At 59.4% G+C, this 18,195-nt stretch carries 18 protein-coding genes; 15 read left to right on the top strand and 3 right to left on the bottom strand.

What is annotated here, in order from left to right; genetic code table 11:
• Positions 1-53: 53 nt before the first annotated feature.
• A complete protein-coding gene (locus tag GF108_RS05615) occupies positions 54-1,154 on the bottom strand; it encodes a tetratricopeptide repeat protein (RefSeq protein ID WP_153667153.1) in 1,101 nt (366 codons plus the stop codon).
• Positions 1,155-1,159: 5 nt separating this feature from the next.
• The gene (locus tag GF108_RS05620; protein WP_153667154.1) at positions 1,160-1,816 is read right to left on the bottom strand and encodes a thiamine phosphate synthase; all 657 of its coding nucleotides are present in this window, start codon (positions 1,814-1,816) and stop codon (positions 1,160-1,162) included.
• 240 nt (positions 1,817-2,056) lie between these two features.
• Between GF108_RS05620 and GF108_RS05625 the strand changes: the two genes are divergently transcribed.
• The 7 genes from GF108_RS05625 to ruvB all read left to right on the top strand — a co-directional run bounded on the left by GF108_RS05625 (position 2,057) and on the right by ruvB (position 9,298).
• Entirely contained in the window at positions 2,057-2,824 is a 768-nt protein-coding gene (locus tag GF108_RS05625) for a sulfite exporter TauE/SafE family protein (protein ID WP_153667155.1), read from the top strand.
• A 134-nt stretch (positions 2,825-2,958) separates the two neighbouring features.
• Positions 2,959-4,152 carry an OpgC domain-containing protein gene (locus GF108_RS05630; protein WP_153667156.1) on the top strand — a complete coding sequence of 398 codons (1,194 nt, stop codon included), beginning with the start codon at positions 2,959-2,961 and terminating at the stop codon, positions 4,150-4,152.
• Positions 4,153-4,261: 109 nt separating this feature from the next.
• Positions 4,262-5,902, top strand: coding sequence for an acyl-CoA synthetase (locus tag GF108_RS05635; RefSeq protein ID WP_153667157.1), 1,641 nt, complete (start codon positions 4,262-4,264; stop codon positions 5,900-5,902).
• A gap of 553 nt (positions 5,903-6,455) precedes the next feature.
• A complete protein-coding gene (locus GF108_RS05640) occupies positions 6,456-6,983 on the top strand; it encodes a DUF1465 family protein (RefSeq protein WP_153667158.1) in 528 nt (175 codons plus the stop codon).
• 92 nt (positions 6,984-7,075) lie between these two features.
• Positions 7,076-7,603, top strand: coding sequence for a crossover junction endodeoxyribonuclease RuvC (gene ruvC, locus GF108_RS05645; RefSeq protein ID WP_027231258.1), 528 nt, complete (start codon positions 7,076-7,078; stop codon positions 7,601-7,603).
• Positions 7,600-8,217 (top strand): Holliday junction branch migration protein RuvA, encoded by a 618-nt coding sequence (gene ruvA / locus GF108_RS05650; protein WP_153667159.1) that lies wholly within the window; start codon positions 7,600-7,602, stop codon positions 8,215-8,217. The genes ruvC and ruvA overlap by 4 nt, the downstream gene beginning before the upstream one ends.
• Before the next feature lie 40 nt (positions 8,218-8,257).
• On the top strand, positions 8,258-9,298 hold the full coding sequence (ruvB, locus tag GF108_RS05655; RefSeq protein ID WP_091948117.1) for a Holliday junction branch migration DNA helicase RuvB: 1,041 nt from the start codon (positions 8,258-8,260) through the stop codon (positions 9,296-9,298).
• Positions 9,299-9,301: 3 nt separating this feature from the next.
• On the opposite strand, the gene GF108_RS05660 is transcribed toward ruvB, so the two are convergent.
• The gene (locus tag GF108_RS05660) at positions 9,302-10,615 is read right to left on the bottom strand and encodes a glycoside hydrolase family 5 protein (RefSeq protein WP_153667160.1); all 1,314 of its coding nucleotides are present in this window, start codon (positions 10,613-10,615) and stop codon (positions 9,302-9,304) included.
• Here GF108_RS05660 and ybgC point away from each other — a divergent pair.
• The 8 genes from ybgC to tilS all read left to right on the top strand — a co-directional run bounded on the left by ybgC (position 10,602) and on the right by tilS (position 18,182).
• Positions 10,602-11,066, top strand: a complete 465-nt coding sequence (gene ybgC / locus GF108_RS05665) for a tol-pal system-associated acyl-CoA thioesterase (protein WP_153667161.1) — start codon at positions 10,602-10,604, stop codon at positions 11,064-11,066. The genes GF108_RS05660 and ybgC overlap by 14 nt on opposite strands.
• Before the next feature lie 242 nt (positions 11,067-11,308).
• The gene (tolQ, locus tag GF108_RS05670) at positions 11,309-12,016 is read left to right on the top strand and encodes a protein TolQ (RefSeq protein WP_153667162.1); all 708 of its coding nucleotides are present in this window, start codon (positions 11,309-11,311) and stop codon (positions 12,014-12,016) included.
• A gap of 45 nt (positions 12,017-12,061) precedes the next feature.
• Complete coding sequence (tolR, locus tag GF108_RS05675) at positions 12,062-12,514, top strand: protein TolR (RefSeq protein WP_027231264.1); 453 nt, start codon at positions 12,062-12,064, stop codon at positions 12,512-12,514.
• A 5-nt stretch (positions 12,515-12,519) separates the two neighbouring features.
• Positions 12,520-13,581 (top strand): cell envelope integrity protein TolA, encoded by a 1,062-nt coding sequence (locus tag GF108_RS05680; RefSeq protein WP_027231265.1) that lies wholly within the window; start codon positions 12,520-12,522, stop codon positions 13,579-13,581.
• A gap of 38 nt (positions 13,582-13,619) precedes the next feature.
• Positions 13,620-14,936 (top strand): Tol-Pal system beta propeller repeat protein TolB, encoded by a 1,317-nt coding sequence (gene tolB, locus GF108_RS05685; protein ID WP_153667352.1) that lies wholly within the window; start codon positions 13,620-13,622, stop codon positions 14,934-14,936.
• A 234-nt stretch (positions 14,937-15,170) separates the two neighbouring features.
• Positions 15,171-15,674, top strand: a complete 504-nt coding sequence (pal, locus tag GF108_RS05690; RefSeq protein WP_036813673.1) for a peptidoglycan-associated lipoprotein Pal — start codon at positions 15,171-15,173, stop codon at positions 15,672-15,674.
• 182 nt (positions 15,675-15,856) lie between these two features.
• Entirely contained in the window at positions 15,857-16,831 is a 975-nt protein-coding gene (gene ybgF, locus GF108_RS05695) for a tol-pal system protein YbgF (RefSeq protein WP_246663840.1), read from the top strand.
• Positions 16,806-18,182: a tRNA lysidine(34) synthetase TilS gene (tilS, locus tag GF108_RS05700; protein WP_153667164.1), complete on the top strand. Its 1,377-nt coding sequence runs from the start codon at positions 16,806-16,808 to the stop codon at positions 18,180-18,182. The genes ybgF and tilS overlap by 26 nt, the downstream gene beginning before the upstream one ends.
• The last annotated feature ends 13 nt before the right edge of the window (positions 18,183-18,195 follow it).

Below are 18,195 nucleotides of genomic sequence, written 5' to 3' on the forward strand. Positions count from 1 at the left end.
CATGATCCGTCAACGCAATCAATTCGACCGGTTGGACGTGAACAGGCAAGGCTCTAGCGGAATTGCAGCTTGTTGGCTTCCGCGATGGCCTGGCTTTTCTGATCGTCGTCGAGGCCGTCCATGAAGGATTCAAGATCGGGATCGTTGAGGCCAGCACGCTTGGCGGCGATGTACCACGCGGCAGCCTTGATAAAATCGCCCTCGACGCCGATGCCGTCGCGGTAGAGCTTTGCAAGCCGCGCCTGGGCGGCGACATTGCCGCTCGTTGCTGCCCGCAGCATCCAGCCGAAGCCAGCCTTGTATTCGTGCGGACCACCGAGCCCGGCGACGAGCCAACTGCCAAGGTCGAGTTGTGCCGTATCGTAACCCTTGACCGCGGCCTTGATGAGATATTCCCGCGCCTTCGCCATGTCGCGCGGAATCGTCGGCGTTCCATTGGCCAGCACCTGGCTTACCGCATATTCGCCATCGGCAAGTCCCTTGTCTGCTGCTTTCAGAAACCAGGGATAGGCATTTTCAATGCCGGCAGAGCCCGGGCGCTCCTGCATGAGGATCTGGCCGTAGTTGAACTCAGCTGCGGCATTGCCCTTGTCTGCCGCCGCCTTGGTCAGTTCCTTGGCCTTTTTCGGATCCTTCGGGGCATATCGTCCCTGGAGCAGAATGGCCGCATAGCGGAATTGCGCTTCAGGTACGCCCTGCTCGGCGGCCTTGCCATACCATTTGGCCGATTCAGCCATGTTAACCGGCGTTCCAAGGCCGCGCGCCAATATTTCCGCAAGCAGCACCTGCGCAGCGCTGTCACCGGCTTCGGCGCGGGGCAGCGCAAGGTTGTAGGCAGTCTTGTAGAGGCCGCGCTGGTAGGCGCCAAAGGCGTCGTCGGCCGGCGCCTGACCGAACCGGGTCGGATTGATCGGGTCGGCCGAATTGTTGTCACCGGCCGATTTTGGCCGGTCCTGCTTGGTGGATGTGACGGGTGCGCCGAGTTCCTGTTGCAAAGGCGCTGGCTTGGGGTCTTCAAGGGCAGGTTGAACCGCTTCGGCCGGCGGCGGTGCAGTGGGCACGGGCTGCGCCGTTTGGGCCGGCGCGCCAGTAACGATGCCTGAAAAGGCAAGCACTGCGCCCGTGCGGATAAGGTTTAGCGACCTTGCACCCATAAATCTCATTCCTCGAATCTCGGCGCGTGCTGGTCAAGGAGCCTGTTGGCTTCCCGGATTGCCGATTCCGGGTTGTTTCCTTCAAATATGGCGGCACCAAGGGCAATGAATTCCGCGCCGGTCGAAACGGCGTCGACAATGCTTTCGAGATCGTTGCCCGCCTGGATGATGCAGGGGATCTCGATCATCCCCGCCCACCAGTCGGCAAGCTCGATATTGCGCGGATGCGCCTCGGGCTTGGTATCCGCGCCAATCTTGCCGAAGAGTACATAATCCGGCTGGGCTTCGCCCATCTCAAGCGCCGTGTGGCGGTTCTTGACGTTGCCGGTGCCGACGATGAGCTTTGGAGAGAAGCGCGACACGGCATCGGCAATGGCGGTGGCAGGGCCTTCGATATGCAGGCCGTCGGCCTTCACGCGTCCCGCAACCTGCGTGTTCCCGACGATGATCGCGGCAGCGCCCGCGTTCTGGATCACCGGCACCGCGGCTTCGGCAAGCATCTGGAATTGGGCTTCGTCCACATCATAGGGCGGAAGAAGGACCGAGGCCACATCGCCGCCCGATAAAGCTGATGCGAGTATCCTCACAAGTTCTTCGGCGCTGGCCGCTGGCGGAGCGATCAGAACGATTCGGCAGCGTTCGTGCGTTGTTTTGGTGTTCATGGCTGCAACCTGTTTCGTTCTCGAATGCATTGGGCGCACCCATAAAGCGAGTGCTCGTGATCAAATTGGGGCATAAAGGAAGGCAGTCGGTTTGAACAGTCCTCCCGGCCTTCGTGGGCATGTTGCCATAGTCGGGTTAAGCGCCGGTGTATCGAAATCGGGGCACAATTCCAAAAATCGTTTCTCAACCGCGACGTGCGGGGTTACACAGATTTACGCCCATCCGCCGGATTTCCTGACATGCCCGATCTCTTGATGAACCTATGGTTCTATGCTGCCGCCGTTCCGGCAACGATCCTGATCGGCTTGTCGAAGGGCGGTCTTGGCGGGGCGATGGGGCAGGTCGGCGTGCCGCTGATGGCTCTGGTGATGCCGCCGGTGCAGGCGGCAGCGATCATGTTGCCGATCCTCATCGTCATGGATGTCGCAAGCCTCTGGTCATGGCGCGGCTACCGCGACAACCAGACGCTGAAGCTCATGCTGCCAGGCGCATTTCTCGGCATTGGCATCGGTTGGCTCACCGCGTCCATCGTCACGGACGACATGGTCAAGCTCATTGTCGGGGCCATCGCGATCATCTTTTTCGCCCGCTACATGCTCACCAGTGCGGCAAAGCGAGCGACCGCGCAGCCCCACAATGCGGCGAGTGCGACGCTGTGGTCGACGCTCGCCGGCTTCACAAGTTTCGTCGCTCATGCGGGCGGTCCGCCCTATCAGGTCTATGCGCTGCCGCTGCGCCAGGATCCCAAAGTTTATAATGGAACGAGCGTCATTTTCTTTGCGATCGTCAACGCCGTGAAGGTCATTCCCTATTTCGCGCTCGGGCAGTTCGACACCGCAAATCTCAGGGCTTCGGCAGCGCTTTTGCCGCTGGCGCCGCTTGCAACCTTCGCTGGCGCCTGGATCGTCAAGCGCATGCGGCCGGAGATTTTCTACCCCTTCATGTACATCATGATTTTGCTGATGGGACTGAAGCTGACCTATGACGGCGTGGTCAGCTTGTTATAATTTTCAACGAAAGTTGATCAGCCGAAACGCAACTTTTGTCCTATGTCAACATTAATCACCACATTCATACGCCTCACTCGCGCCGATCGGCGGCGTGTAAAATTCAACCTTGCATATCGGAATACGGGAAGGCCATGACACAGATTCAGCTGAAACAGCGGGATACCCGTATCGATGTTTTCAGAGCGCTTGCCCTGTTGACGATTTTCATCAATCACGTGCCAGGCACGGTCTATGAAAATCTCACGCACAAGAACTTTGGCTTCTCCGATTCCGCCGAGGCTTTCGTCCTGATATCCGGTATTGCCGTAGGCCTTGCCTATGGCTCGAAGTTCGAACCCGGCAATCGTTTTCTGATGACGCTGAAGGCATGGCGGCGGGCAGCGACGCTCTATAGCACCCATATTCTGACCACGATCGCGACGCTCGCGATTTTCTGCGCGGCGGGCATTTACCTGCAGCGTCCGGAATTCATGTCGTTCATCAATATCGGTCCCCTGATGGATCAGCCGGCCAAGGCGCTGATCGGGCTTGCGACGATGGGCCATCAGCTTGGCTACAACAATATTCTTTCCATGTATGGCGTGTTGCTTCTGATGCTGCCGCTGTTCCTGGTGATTGCGCAATATAGCCTTGCTCTCCTTGTCGGCGCCTCCGGCTTGCTTTGGCTGGTGTCGGGCGTTTACCAGATCGCGCCGCCCAATTATCCGACTGACGGCGTCTGGTTCCTTAACCCGCTGTCATGGCAGTTCCTGTTCGTAGTGGGGATGGCCGGCATCATGCATGTGCGCCGGGGCGGCACGATCGCCTTCAACAAATACCTGTTCGGCCTGTCCGTGGCTTATATTCTGGTCGCGGTCTTCTGGGTGCGGTGGCCGCTCTGGGGCATCGACACGTCGCTGGGCCTGCCCATGGTCGTCACCGGTTTCGACAAGACGTTCCTGTCGCTGACGCGCCTCGCGCATGTTCTGGCGCTCGCCTATGTCATCGTCTCGGTACCGGCGATCTCGAACCTCGCGCGCACATCCGCCGATCATCCGCTCGCCATTCTCGGCAAGCATTCGCTGCCGGTCTTCGTAGCGGGCACAATCCTCGCGATGGTGGCTCAGGTCGTAAAGGTCATGAATCCTGGCGGGCTTCTCGACGATACACTGCTGATCGCCAGCGGCATCATGGCTCAGTTCGCGCTTGCCTATTATCTCGAGTGGCTTCCTCGGCTCGGCTGGGGTGGGCGTCCCGTCCAGAAGGCGGAAAAGACCAAGCCCGTCGTGGCCGGCAAGTCCATGCCGGCCGGGGCCATGAAGCCGGCAACGGCGCGTTCTGCCTGAGTATGAGCAATGGGTTTTCGGGCCAGGCCCGAAGACCGGACTTGAGCCTTTCTCCGCCAATCAAATCGCTGTAGCTTGAGCTTGGGAGCTATCGCGTTGGGAGGCGTATATGGGCGGAATCTTCGATCGTGATCTCGAGCGCAACGCGGCCAACTATCAGCCGCTGACGCCGCTTTCCTTCCTCGAAAGGGCGGCGCGCGTCTATCCCGACCGACCGGCAATCATTCACGGGGCCCAGCGCATCGATTACGGCACGTTCTATCGGCGCACGCGCCAGCTCGCATCGGCGCTGTCGCGGCTGGGCATTGGCAAAGGCGATACAGTGAGCGTCATGCTTTCCAATACGCCCCCGATGCTTGAAGCCCATTTCGGCGTTCCGATGACGCAGGCCGTGCTGCACTCGCTCAATACGCGGCTCGATGCGGCGGTGATCGCGTTCCAGCTCGATCATGCGGAAACCAGGGTCGCCATCGTCGATAGCGAATTTGCCGATGTCTTTCGCGAGGCGCTCAAGCTTGCCACGGTGAAGCCGATCGTGATCGACTTCGTCGATGCCGAGTACCCGGCCGATGCGCCCTATCCTCAAGGGGAGCCATTGGGCGGGATGGACTACGGTGCCTTTGTCGATTCCGGCGATCCGGAATTCGCATGGTCGAAGCCCGATGACGAGTGGGATGCCATCACGCTCAACTACACGTCCGGCACGACGGGAAATCCGAAAGGGGTGGTTTATCACCATCGTGGTGCCGCGCTGATGGGCTATGGCAATATCATCGCTTCGGGAATGGGACGTTATCCGGTCTATCTGTGGACCTTGCCTATGTTCCATTGCAACGGCTGGTGCTTCCCATGGACGCTGGCGCTGCAGTTCGGCACGCATATCTGTCTGCGCTGGGTGCGCGCCAGGCAGATCTATGATGCCATCGCAGATTACGGCGTGACCCACCTTTGCGGGGCGCCCATCGTCATGTCGACGCTGATCAACGCGAAAGACCAGGACAAGCGGTCATTCCCACAGACGGTCACCTTCAATACTGCGGCTGCGCCGCCGCCCGAGTCGATCCTGGCGGGCATGGCGGAAGCCGGCTTTGCCGTCACTCATCTCTATGGGCTGACCGAGACTTACGGTCCGGCCGTTGTCAATGAGTGGCAGGACGAGTGGGATGCGCTCGATGTTTCTCTGCGTACCGCCAAGAAGGCGCGGCAGGGCGTCCGCTACGCGGCGCTGGAGGATTTGGCGGTGCTCGATCCGGAAACCCTGCAGCCGGTGCCACCTGACGGAGAGACCATCGGTGAGGTCATGTTCCGCGGCAACATCGTCATGAAGGGCTATCTGAAGAACCGGGCGGCAAGCGACGAGGCTTTCGCCGGCGGCTGGTTCCATTCCGGCGATCTCGGCGTGATGCATGCGGACGGCTATATCCAGCTGAAGGACCGCTCCAAGGATATCATTATTTCAGGCGGCGAGAATATTTCCTCGATTGAAGTCGAGGACGCACTCTACAAGTTCCCGGCCGTCGGCGCCTGCGCGGTGGTCGCACGGCCCGACGATAAATGGGGCGAAACCCCGCTCGCCTTTGTCGAACTGAAGCCCGGCCATGCGGCGAGCGAGGCGGAGATCATCGCCCATTGCCGCACGCTGCTGGCCAAGTTCAAATGCCCGCGCAATGTGCTGTTCGAGCCGATTCCGAAGACCTCGACCGGCAAGATCCAGAAGTTCGAGCTGCGCAAGCGGGCACGGGCGCTTTAGGTGGATCCCCGGGCAAGAGAACGAGGATGCGGTGGAGTGGGCCCAAACTAAAGCCCTGTTGGCGACAGAGGTGCCCAGCGGTCAACGATGCGCGTGGCTGACGTTCTGCTACCGTCATCCACGTCCAACACCATCGCCTCCGTCGTCCTTGAGCCGCCGATCCACCACCGGCAAGCCCATGGACGCAGCGCATAGATAGAGCATTTCGCCCAACTTTATTGTCGGCGTTAAGGAATCGTTAAGCATTACAATCTATAAATTGAACATCCAGTTTTCTGGATTCTTACCAAGTGGTTTGGCCACTTTGTTTGACGCCTCCCTGTTAGACTCCTGAGAGCCGCCATGTTTCGCGGCTCTTTTTTTATGTTCATATCTTCAGACCGGCCCTGCCGTTAACCCTTTATTAAGGATAAACTTGCGCTGATGTGAGTATGCAGGCAGGTTGCTGGGGAATACTGTCCGCCGACCGTTGTGGTGTATCGCTTGCTGTTTCAGTAAGGGTGCACGGCTTTGGCAAGATTCGGTTCGCGGCAGCGCATTGGTAACAGGGCATATGATGGCTGAACAGGAATTCCACGTGGACAACACGATACGACTTGCGGAGCGCATGGTTCGGTCGGAAAGCTTCAATCATCTCTATGATGAAGGCATGAGTCTTGTGGAAGAAGCCGCTTCCTATCTCGATGGGGAAGGGCGCGCCGCTGCCCGCAGGCTCACCCGTGTCGCCGCCACGCTCTATGCCGCGGAATCGATGCGGTTGACGACGCGGCTGATGCAGGTCGCGTCCTGGCTCCTCCTTCAGCGCGCTTCGCGCAGTGGCGAGATGACGCCCGACCAGGTGCTCTCGGAAAAGGCCAAGGTGCGCCTTGATACCGATTCGGCGCCCGAAAGCGTCGCGGGCTGGGATGAAATCCCGCTTTCCTATTGCAACATCGTGCATCGCTCGCTCCGGCTGCAGGCGCGTGTCCGGCAGATGGATGACGAGATCTACAATGAGAATGTCGAGGAGCGCCCGCTTTTCTCGACTAATCCGGTCTCAGACCAGATCACGCTGCTTGCCACCGCCTTCGGCAATCGTTGAGCGGTCGTTTTCGCCAATCATAAACAGTTTCGTTTCGCTTTTGTTCACCTTTCTGCTGTCAACATGCCTGGCAGAAAGGTAAGGTTCCCGACATGAAGGAAGCGATTCGAATCATCGGTATTGATCCCGGTCTCAGGCGAACCGGTTGGGGCATGATCGAAACGCTGGGCAATTCCCTGCGCTTTGTCGCTTCCGGCACGATCCTTTCCGATGCAAAGCTCGATCTTGCCTCGCGTCTGTGCCAGTTGCACGACGGTCTTGCGGCGGTCATTCACCAGATGGTGCCGCACGAATCGGCTGTCGAGCACACATTCGTCAACAAGGATGCGACGGCGACCCTGAAGCTTGGGCAAGCGCGGGGCATTGCGCTGCTGGTGCCGGCACTCGCCGGTTTGCAGGTCGCCGAATATGCCCCGAACGCGGTCAAGAAGGCGGTAATCGGCGTCGGTCACGGCGAAAAGCAGCAAATTCACATGATGGTAAAGGTTCTGATGCCGAAGGCGACGTTCGATACGGACGATGCTGCCGACGCGCTCGCTGTCGCCATCTGCCACGCACATCACCGGCAAAGCGCGATCGGGCGCATAGCCATCGAACAGAAACTGGCGGCGCTCGGATGATCGGCAAGCTCAAGGGTACGGTAGACGAAATCGGCGAAGACCACGTGATAATCGATGTGCATGGCGTAGGCTACGTGGCCTACTGCTCGGCGCGGACGCTTTCGAATCTTCCCGGAGTTGGCGAGGCGGTAACGCTCTTCATCGAAACCTATGTCCGCGAAGACATGATCAGGCTGTTCGGCTTCACCTCGCCGCTCGAACAGGAATGGTTCCGCCTGCTCCAGAGTGTGCAGGGCATTGGCGCCAAGGTGGCGCTCAGCGTACTTGGCGTGTTGACGCCGTCTGACCTCGCCAATGCGATCGCGCTGCGCGACATTGCCATGGTCAGCCGGGCGCCGGGCGTCGGCAAGCGTGTGGCCGAGCGCATCGTCACCGAACTCAAGAACAAGGCGCCGGCCTTTGCCGGCGACGCCAGCGGCACGATCGGCCTCAAGCAGGAGATCGGCGAGGGCGTCGCGCCCCGCCCGGTCGCCGATGCGGTTTCGGCCCTCACCAATCTCGGTTATTCGCGCGATCAGGCTGCCAATGCGGTGGCGGCGGCGATGAAGGAGGCGGGCGAGGGCGCCGATTCGACCAAGCTCATACGGCTCGGCCTCAAGGAGCTGTCGCGCTAATGCCATTGTCTGAAGAAGCTCGTTATGCGAGGACAGGCGCATGAGCGATGCAGGCCGTCTGATTTCACCCGACAAGCGCGGCGAGGACCTTGATACCTCGCTGCGACCGCAGACCCTTGCCGATTTCGTCGGGCAGGCTGCGGCGCGCGCCAATCTCAAGGTTTTCATCGAGGCGGCGAAATCGCGGGGCGAGGCGCTGGATCATGTGCTTTTCGTCGGGCCGCCGGGCCTTGGCAAGACCACACTGGCACAGATCATGGCGAAGGAACTCGGCGTCAACTTTCGCTCGACTTCGGGCCCGGTTATCGCCAAGGCCGGCGATCTTGCCGCCCTGCTCACCAATCTCGAAGAAAATGACGTCCTGTTCATCGATGAAATCCATCGTCTCAATCCGGCGGTCGAGGAAATTCTCTATCCGGCCATGGAAGACTATCAACTCGACCTGATCATCGGCGAGGGACCGGCAGCGCGTTCCGTCAAGATCGATCTTGCCAAGTTTACCCTTGTGGCTGCAACGACCCGGCTCGGCCTGTTGACCACGCCGTTGCGCGACCGTTTCGGCATTCCCATCCGATTGAACTTCTATACGGTCGAGGAGCTCGAACATATTGTGCGGCGCGGGGCCCGCATCATGGGTATCGGCATGACCGATGACGGCGCGCTCGAAGTCGCACGCCGTGCACGAGGCACGCCGCGTATTGCCGGCCGCCTGCTGCGGCGCGTGCGCGATTTCGCCATCGTCGATGGCAAGGACAGGATCGACCGCGAAACGGCCGACTCGGCGCTGCTGAGGCTCGAGGTGGATTCTCTCGGGCTCGATCAACTCGACCGCCGGTACCTTTCAATGATTGCACATAATTTCGGTGGTGGGCCGGTCGGAATCGAAACGATCGCCGCCGGGCTTTCCGAGCCGCGCGACGCGATCGAGGATATTATCGAGCCTTACCTGATCCAGCAGGGCTTTATCCAGCGCACGCCGCGCGGCCGCGTATTGACCGCCAATGCCTGGAAACATCTGGGGCTCAATGCGCCGGCAGAAGTCACGCAGCAACAGATCAACCTTTTCCAGGAAGATGAATGAAGCTTATTCAGCTTTCAGCGCTTCGAGGATAACCGGATCGAAAACCCGCTTGTCGTCGGCAAGGGTGATGCCGAAGGCGCCGCCCCACGACCAGACGGACCAGGGAAAGCCACGCTTGTTTGCCGCCGCAACCACGTCTTTCATGTAAGCGGCGCGCCACTCGGACGGCATAAGGAAATACTTGCCATATTCCTGACGGATCATGCCGAACTCGCCAAGGTATATCCGTTCCGGGGCAATATTATACTGCCGGCTCCAGGCGTCCGCTTGGTCGAATGGCTCGTTCAGTCTCGCCAGCGCCTTGGCATCATCGGCAATCCCATCGGCCATTTCGTTGAGATTGTTCAGAAGGGCTTGGCGCTTGTCCTCTGGCGCCTGCGTCTCGATGCGATGGCGGGCTTCTTCGAGAACCTCGTGAAACTCATCTTGCCCGAGCCTGTCAGGCGGATAGGGCAGGCCCTCGACATAGGCCATGGCATCGCCCGTCCATCCTGCGCCCTGATGGGTGAGGATATAGGGCTCATACGAGTGGAAGGTCCAGATCACATTGTCATCCGCGACGCTCGTCGGATTGATCTGGATCAGACCATAGGCGCTCGCCCAGCATCCGCCAGAGAGAACCAGCGTGTGATTGGGTAATGCGTTGCGCGCCGCCGCATGCAATTGCACCAGCAAGGCGGACCATTTTGGATAGACTGCGAGATCGCAATCCACCACCGGCTCGTTAAAAGGTTCAAAGGCAGTAAGCGCTGGATCGGTGATGGAAAGGGCACGGCCGAGGCGCCCTACCAAGTCGAGATAACGGGCAAACAGCGCCGGATCCGACGAAATCTGGTTGGTTCCGATTTTCCGCTTGTCGCTCGGGATCGTGTGCATGTCGACGACCACCTTGAGACCGGCCTTATGCAGCAAGTCGATGGATCGGAGCGTTGCGGCAAGCAGCTTCCTGACGCGCTCCTCCGAGGCATCCTGAAGGAAGATGGCAGGATCGACAGGCATGCGGACGAAATCGAAGCCCGCCTTGCGGATTGCCTGCAGGTCTTCCAGCCGTGTATTGCGCCGCCACTCCGGAAAGTTGGTGAGGATTTCGTCATCGTCCCAACGTTCGGGAAGCGGCCAGGTGACCCATGGATCGAGATTGACCCCGCGCTGCATCGTGAAGGCGGCGGCCGATGCCGTTGTGACAGTGACAAGCAGGCATGCAAATGCGAAAAGCACGTGAAACAATCGAAACGCCAATTCCTTCACGTCCTCCATCCGGGTCTGGACAAAATGCCCGCCTACCCGGCAAAAGAAAAGAACCATGAGCGAAAACAATATTCTTTCCTTGACGGGCGGTCTCGCCGGAGAACTGACCGATATCGGGCACCGGCTGCTTGCCCGCGTTTATTATGCGGACACCGATTTTTCAGGCGTCGTCTACCATGCCCGCTACCTCGAATTTCTTGAACGGGGGCGCACCGACTATCTGCGGCTTCTCGGCGTACACCACTCGGAGCTGGCCGATGGCAAGCTCGGTGAAAGCATCGTGTGGGTGGTGCGGCGCATGGAGATCGACTTTCGCTCAGCGGCGCGTATCGACGATGTTCTGACGGTGGAGACCCATACGGCGGAGATATCGGGTGCGCGCGTGCGCATGGCGCAATCGATCAAACGCGGTGACGAACTCTTGATCGCGGCAAGGGTCGAAGCCGCCCTTGTCAATGGCGCCGGGCGACCGCGAAGGTTTCCTGCAGAATGGATCAAGCTTTTCAAGCCGCAATCTTAGCCTCGATAATTTAAAATCACGGGTCGGGCTGAATCATAACTGATCCTTAACCATAACAAACCATGAATAAGGTCATCAAACGGGGCGTTTTGCGTTAACGCCTTCGTTTTACCAAAATTAACCGTGAGAAGCCGCGGTGTGGTTACTGGAAAAATCCGGTCTCACTAACGTGGCTCATCTGGAGTGAGAGACGATTGCGCCCCGGTCAACATGCCGGGTTTTCGGATTCGAGGGTTGTGGTTATGGAAAATTTAGCGGTTGCCGTTCAAGCATCAGATACTTCGCTTTGGGGACTGTTCTGGCAAGCCGGATTTATCGTCAAGCTTGTGATGATCGGGCTTCTTGGTGCGTCCATCTGGACATGGGCGATCATCATCGACAAAGCGCTAGGATTCGGACGCGCCAAGCGCGCCTTCGACCGTTTCGAACAGGTCTTCTGGTCGGGACAGTCACTCGATGAGCTCTATCGCAATCTTGGCGACAAGCGCACCACCGGCATGGGCTCGATCTTCATCGCCGCCATGCGGGAATGGAAGAAATCATTTGAAAAGGGCGCCCGCTCGCCAATCGCGCTGCAGATGCGCATCGACAAGGCGATGGACGTGGCACTGGCGCGTGAAAGCGACTATCTCGCCGCCCGCCTGACGTTTCTTGCAACGATCGGTTCCGCCGGCCCCTTCATCGGCCTCTTCGGCACCGTCATCGGTATCATGACCTCGTTCATGGCGATTGCCGGTTCCAAGTCCACCAGCCTTGCCGTTGTGGCGCCTGGTATTGCCGAAGCGCTGCTGGCAACGGCGATCGGCCTTGTCGCCGCCATTCCAGCCGTTATCGCCTACAACAAATTGTCGAGCGACGCCGGCAAGCTTACCGCACGCATGGAAGGCTTTGCGGACGAGTTTTCCGCCATACTCTCGCGGCAAATCGATGAGAAGCTGCCGCGGACCTGAATGACCGCCTGCGTAACCGATACTTGAAATTGCGAGATTGATGCCATGGGCATGTCAATGGGAAACAATGGGTCGTCAGGCGGACGCCGACGCCGCGGTCGGGCCAGCAAGGCGTTGATGAGTGAAATCAACGTCACGCCGCTGGTCGACGTGATGCTGGTTCTGCTGATCATCTTCATGGTCGCCGCACCGCTGATGACGGTCGGCGTGCCGATCGACCTGCCGGACACCGCCGCCAAGGCGCTGGATACCGACACCAAGCCGATCACGATCTCGGTCAACCAGCAGGGACAGATCTTCATCGAGGACACGGAAATCCCGATCGAGGAAATTGTCCCGAAACTGCAGGCAATCGCCAAGACCGGCTATAACGAGCGCATTTTCGTTCGCGGTGACAAGACAGCCGATTATGGCGCGGTCATGAAGGTCATGGCGCGCATTTCATCGGCCGGATTCAAGAATATTGGTCTGGTCAGTCTTCAGGAGCAGGATAGCTAAGCGAAATGAAGGGCAGTGTCGTATCCTCTGCTGTTATTCATGCCGCCATCCTTGGCTGGGGGCTGCTGACGTTCTCCGCGCCCGCCCCGATGGTCGCGGACGTCGAGTCCATGCCTATCGATATCGTTCCCGTCGAATCCATCACCCAGCTGCAGCAGGGCGACAAGAAGGCGCCGAAGGCCGAAAAGCCCGCGCCGAAGCCCGCCGAGAAGCCGCAGACCCAGCTCGACGCCCAGAATACCGGCGACAGCGACCTCGACACCAAGACCAAGGAGACGCTGGAAATAAAGCCCAAGCCGGTGGAATCCGCACAAGCGCCGAAGCCATCGGAAGCGCCCGTTCCAAAGCCGGAACCGCAGCCTGAGCCGAAACCCGAGGTCAAGCCCGAACCGAAGCCTGAACCCGTGCCCGCCACTGAGGTGAAGCCGGAGCCTGCGCCCAAGCAGGAAGTCAAACCTGACCCCGTGGCCGCGGCGATTACTGAAGCAAAGCCTGATCCCGTACCGCAGGAAGAGACCTTCAAGCTTCCCGAAAATGTCGCCAAGCCGGAAGCAAAGCCGACCCAGCCAGCGCAGACGGCGAAGACTCCGGAGCGTAAGGAACCTGAGAAGCCGAAGCAGACGCAGACGGCGGCCAAACCCTCCAAGGAGAAGGGCATAGCCGACGAGGTTGCGGAATTGCTCAACAACCAGAAGCCATCCGCAGGTGGTGCCAAGCGCTCCACGGACCGGGCTTCTCTTGGCGCCGACAAGGCGACGGGCGGCTCGAAGCTCAGCCAGAGCGAAATGGATGCATTGCGCAGCGCCATCGAGGGCAACTGGAACAAGCCGGTGGGTGCCGAGGAATATCCGGATATGAAGATCATCGTCTCGTTCAAGCTCACGCCGAGCGGCGAGATCGAAGGTTCGCCGGTCGTGAGCGGCAGCGGCGGTGAACCCGGTCTCCTGAACGCGATCAAGAGCAGTGCATTGCGCGCGGTTATGCGTTCGGTGCCGTTCAATCTGCCGCAAGACAAATATGATACCTGGAAAGATGTTGAACTGACTTTCTATCCAGGAACGACCTGATGATGACAATTGGCCAGCCAAAAGAGGGCCCTGAACTTATGCTTAGAACGACCCGGACAATTCTTTCCGCTTTCGCGATGATTATCGCACTGTTGGCTGTTGCGACGCTCCCGGCGCGCGCGCAGCTTAAACTCGATATCACCAAGGGCGTGGTTGAACCCATGCCCATCGCGATTACAGATTTTCTCTCCGGTGATCAGCTTGGGACCAATATTTCCGGCGTGATTGCTGCGGACCTTGAGCGGTCTGGCCTCTTCGCGCCGATCGAGAAGGGTGCGTTCATCGAAAAGATCTCGAACCCCGACGCTGCACCGCGCTTTGAAGACTGGAAGGTGATCAATGCCCAGGCGCTTGTCACCGGCCGCGTTACCAAGCAGGGCGATGGCAGGCTGAAGGCGGAGTTCCGCCTGTGGGACACCTTCGCCGGTAAGCAGTTGATCGGACAGCAGTTCTTCACCTCTCCTGAAAGCTGGCGCCGGGTCGCCCACATTATCGCCGACGCGATCTACAAGGAACTGACGGGCGAGGACGGCTATTTCGATACCCGCGTCGTCTATGTCGACGAGTCCGGCACCAAGGAAAAACGCGTCAAGCGTCTCGCCATCATGGACCAGGACGGTGCTAACACGCGCTATCTCACCAACGGCAAGGATCTCGTCCTGACGCCGCGCTTCTCGCCGAGCCGGCAGGAAATCACCTATATGTCGTTCGAAGGCGGCAAGCCGCAGATTTACCTCTTGCAACTCGAGACCGGCCAGCGTGAACTCGTCGGCAACTTCCCCGGCATGACCATCGCACCGCGCTTTTCACCCGACGGGCAGAAGGTCGTGATGAGCCTGCTCCAGGAAGACGGCAGCGCCAACATTTACACCATGGACCTGCGCAGCCGCACGACGACGCGCCTCACCAGCACCTCCGCGATCGATACCGGCGCCTCCTACTCGCCGGATGGCTCGCAGGTCGTCTTCGAATCCGACCGTGGCGGCCGACCGCAGATCTACAAGATGGGCGCGGATGGTTCGAATCCGCAGCGCATCTCCTTCGGCGACGGTTCCTATTCGACCCCGGTCTGGTCACCGCGCGGAGACCTGATCGCATTCACGAAGCAGGCGGGCGGCGAATTTTCGATCGGGGTCATGAAGACAGACGGCTCGGGCGAGCGCATCCTTTCGAGCGGCTACCACGATGAGGGCCCGACCTGGGCGCCGAATGGCCGCGTGCTGATGTTCTTCCGCCAGCCTCCCGGCTCGAACAGCCCGCATCTGATGACGGTCGATCTGACTGGCCGCAATATCCGCCAGATCCAAACCCCGAACCTCTCGTCTGACCCGGCCTGGTCTCCGCTTCTCGAATAGTAGCTGCCAACCATCAGGAACACTTCTCTGCATTCGCGGCGATGTCCCCCGACATTCGCCGCGAATGTCGTTTTTCCGCCGCATTGTTTGCCTTAGAGGTACGGAAACACGCATTCGATTCGCCGTTAATCCTGGTTTTAAGAGGCGATTAACCCTGTTTCTTGAACTCGCCTTAACCTCAATATGGTTACTGGTTGTTCACCGAAACAATTCAGTTCTTAAGGAGTTCAGGCCATGCGCCGGTTCGAAATGATCGCACGCAGTCCACTTGTCGTTGCACTGTTCATGTCTCTCGCAATCGCGGGTTGCGCCTCGAAGAAAAACATGCCCAACAGCGCCGGCGACCTTGGCCTTGCTGGCAGCGCGACACCGGGCTCGACGCAAGACTTCACCGTCAATGTCGGCGACCGCATCTTCTTCGATGTCGACTCCTCGGTCATCCGTGGTGATGCTCAGCAGACCCTGTCCAAGCAGGCACAGTGGCTGAAGCGTTACCCGAACTATGCGATCACCGTCGAAGGCCATGCCGACGAGCGCGGCACGCGCGAATACAACCTTGCTCTCGGTCAGCGCCGTGCTGCTGCGACACGCAACTATCTGGCATCTCAGGGTGTTCCAGCCGGCCGCATCAAGACCATCTCCTACGGTAACGAGCGCCCGGTTGCCGTTTGCGACAGCGAATCGTGCTGGTCGCAGAATCGCCGCGCCATCACCGTTCTCGGCGGCGCTGGCAGCTAAGCAGACTTCGATTTTATCGACGGAAAAGGCGGCTTTCGGGCCGCTTTTTTTGTTTTGACGCGCGGCTAACAAAATTTGGCCGAAGTCACATTGCTCGTGTTAGATAGGGCGGCCGCAATCATGGCGGTGTTTCAATTCCCATATCAGGGGCGGTAAAAGGAATGAACAAAGGACTTAAGAGAATGGTTCTGGCACTGACGGTTATGCCATTTCTGGCAACCGGCGTAGGCCACGCCATGGATTTGAGCGGTGGATTTTTTCCGCCTGCGCCAAAGGCGGAGATTGCACCCAGCAAAGCTCCCGTCATCCTGGCCCAGGCAGGCGATCCGCGGGTGAGCCAGCTCGAGGAGCAGATCAGGCAGCTCACCGGCAAGGTTGAGGAACTGAACTTCCAGATCCTGCAAATGCAGGAGCAGATGCGCAAAGTACAGGAAGACAACGAGTTCCGCTTCCAGGAGCTGGAAAAGGGCAAGCGGTCGGACGCCGGCGGCAAGAGCGATCGTACGGTCGCGTCCGCCCCGTCACCGCGAACAACAACGGGGGAGGCATCGTCGGATGCCTCTGCCTCTTCCGGTCCGTCGCGGGGTGCGCCCCAGACCACCGATTCCGCTGCCATTGATCCTCAGGTCGATTTGTCCGGCTCCGAGCAACTCGGCGCGCCGCCGCGCGACCTCGGGCAGATCGAATTTGATGCCAATGGCAACGTGATCGGTGGTAATGCCAGCGATAATCCGCCGGCCGACAACACGACGGTTGCTGCCTTGCCGCAGACCGACGATCCCAAGGTGCTTTACAACCAGGCCTATCAGCTATTCCTTTCCGGCGACTACAAGAGCGCGGAACTTGCCTTCCGTGATCATGTCGATCGGTTCCCCAAGGATCCGGCCGATCCCGATGCCCGTTACTGGCTCGGCGAGTCGCTTTACGGGCAGGGCCGCTACCAGGATGCGGCATCGGTGTTCCTCGACAATCACAAGCAGTATCCGGATTCAAAGAAGAGCCCGGAGAACCTGCTAAAGCTCGGCATGACTCTCGCCAAGATGCGCGATCATGACGTCGCCTGCGCCACCTTTTCCTCCGTCGCAACGCGCTATCCGAATATTACGCCGGCGATCAAGGAGCGCGTGAAGAGTGAGCGTGCCGCCAACAAGTGCTGAGACAGGGCTCGATCCGGAACGCATTTTTGGTTCGGTCCATTTCGAGGGACTGACCTCGGTCATCGTTGCCGTCTCCGGCGGCAGCGACTCTCTGGGGCTTCTCCATCTCCTCGCAGAATTGCGCGCTTCGCGGCCGCAGTTTCCAGCCATTATTGCCGTTACTGTCGATCATCGCCTTCGCCCGGAAGCCGCCGAAGAAGCGGGCTATGTAGCAACTTTGTGTGCAGAACTCGGCATCAAGCATCGGACCCTTGCCTGGGATGAGCCCAAGCCACAGACCGCACTTTCGGCATTGGCGCGCGACGCGCGATATCGCCTTCTTTGCCAGGCGGCCCGGGAGGCGGATACGGACGTCATCCTGACGGGACACACGCAGGACGACCAGATCGAAACCTATGCGATGCGGCGTTTGCGAACGAGCAGCGAAGGCAGCGACAGGGGGCTTGCCGGAATGGCGCCTGCGACATTGTTCGAACGCGAGATCTGGCTGGTGCGGCCCCTGCTCGGGATAACCCGCGAGGCGATCCGCGCCTATTTGCGGTCACGCAGCGTCGCTTGGCGCGATGATCCATCCAACGAAGACCCGAAGTATGAACGCGTGCGCATCCGCAAGGCGCTGCGCAATGAGGAGCGCGCGTCGATACTGGCGAATATTGCGACAAAGACCAAGCGGCGCATGACCCACAATATCGGCGCCGCCGCGCTCTTGCAGAAAAGCGTCGCGGTGCACGATGGCACGCTCGCGGAGATCGAAAGATCGGCTTTTGCCGGCGACAGGGATGACCTACGCCTCGCCGTTGGCGTCCTTCTCGCGGCGATGGGTGGCTTATCGATGCTGCCGGCGGCAGAGATTTGTGATAGGGCTATCCAGCATATTGCGGGAGATGGGACGTTCCGGCGCGTATCGCTCGGCCGCTGCGTGATTGAGGTCAAACGAGACAAGGCTATCATCTATCGCGAACTGCGGTCGCTGCCTGAAGTCAGCGTTGGGGCCGGCGAAACCGCGATCTGGGACGGGCGCTATCGGCTCACCAACTGGACGAAAAATCCGGTCGAGATCGTACCGGTCGGGAACGGGAATACAGGATCGATCGAAGGAGAACGCCCCACCAACAGTCATTCCGGTGCACTGAAATCCTCGCCTGCGATTATAAATGAAGGCGAGATGACCACCGTAATTTGCCGCGACGATCACGCTAAGTTGCCTGCAGGCATCGCTCTCACGCGGCACCTTTCCCTGTTCGACCATATCCTTTCAAGCTATGATATCAGCTTGGCCAGAGTTCTTGCTGAACTGTTTTGCCTACCGCCTTATAAGGATTTGCCTGTAAACCAGATTAACAAGAATTGACCTCAGTTTGACT

Source organism: Phyllobacterium sp. SYP-B3895 (assembly GCF_009647635.1).
Classification (GTDB): domain Bacteria; phylum Pseudomonadota; class Alphaproteobacteria; order Rhizobiales; family Rhizobiaceae; genus Phyllobacterium; species Phyllobacterium pellucidum.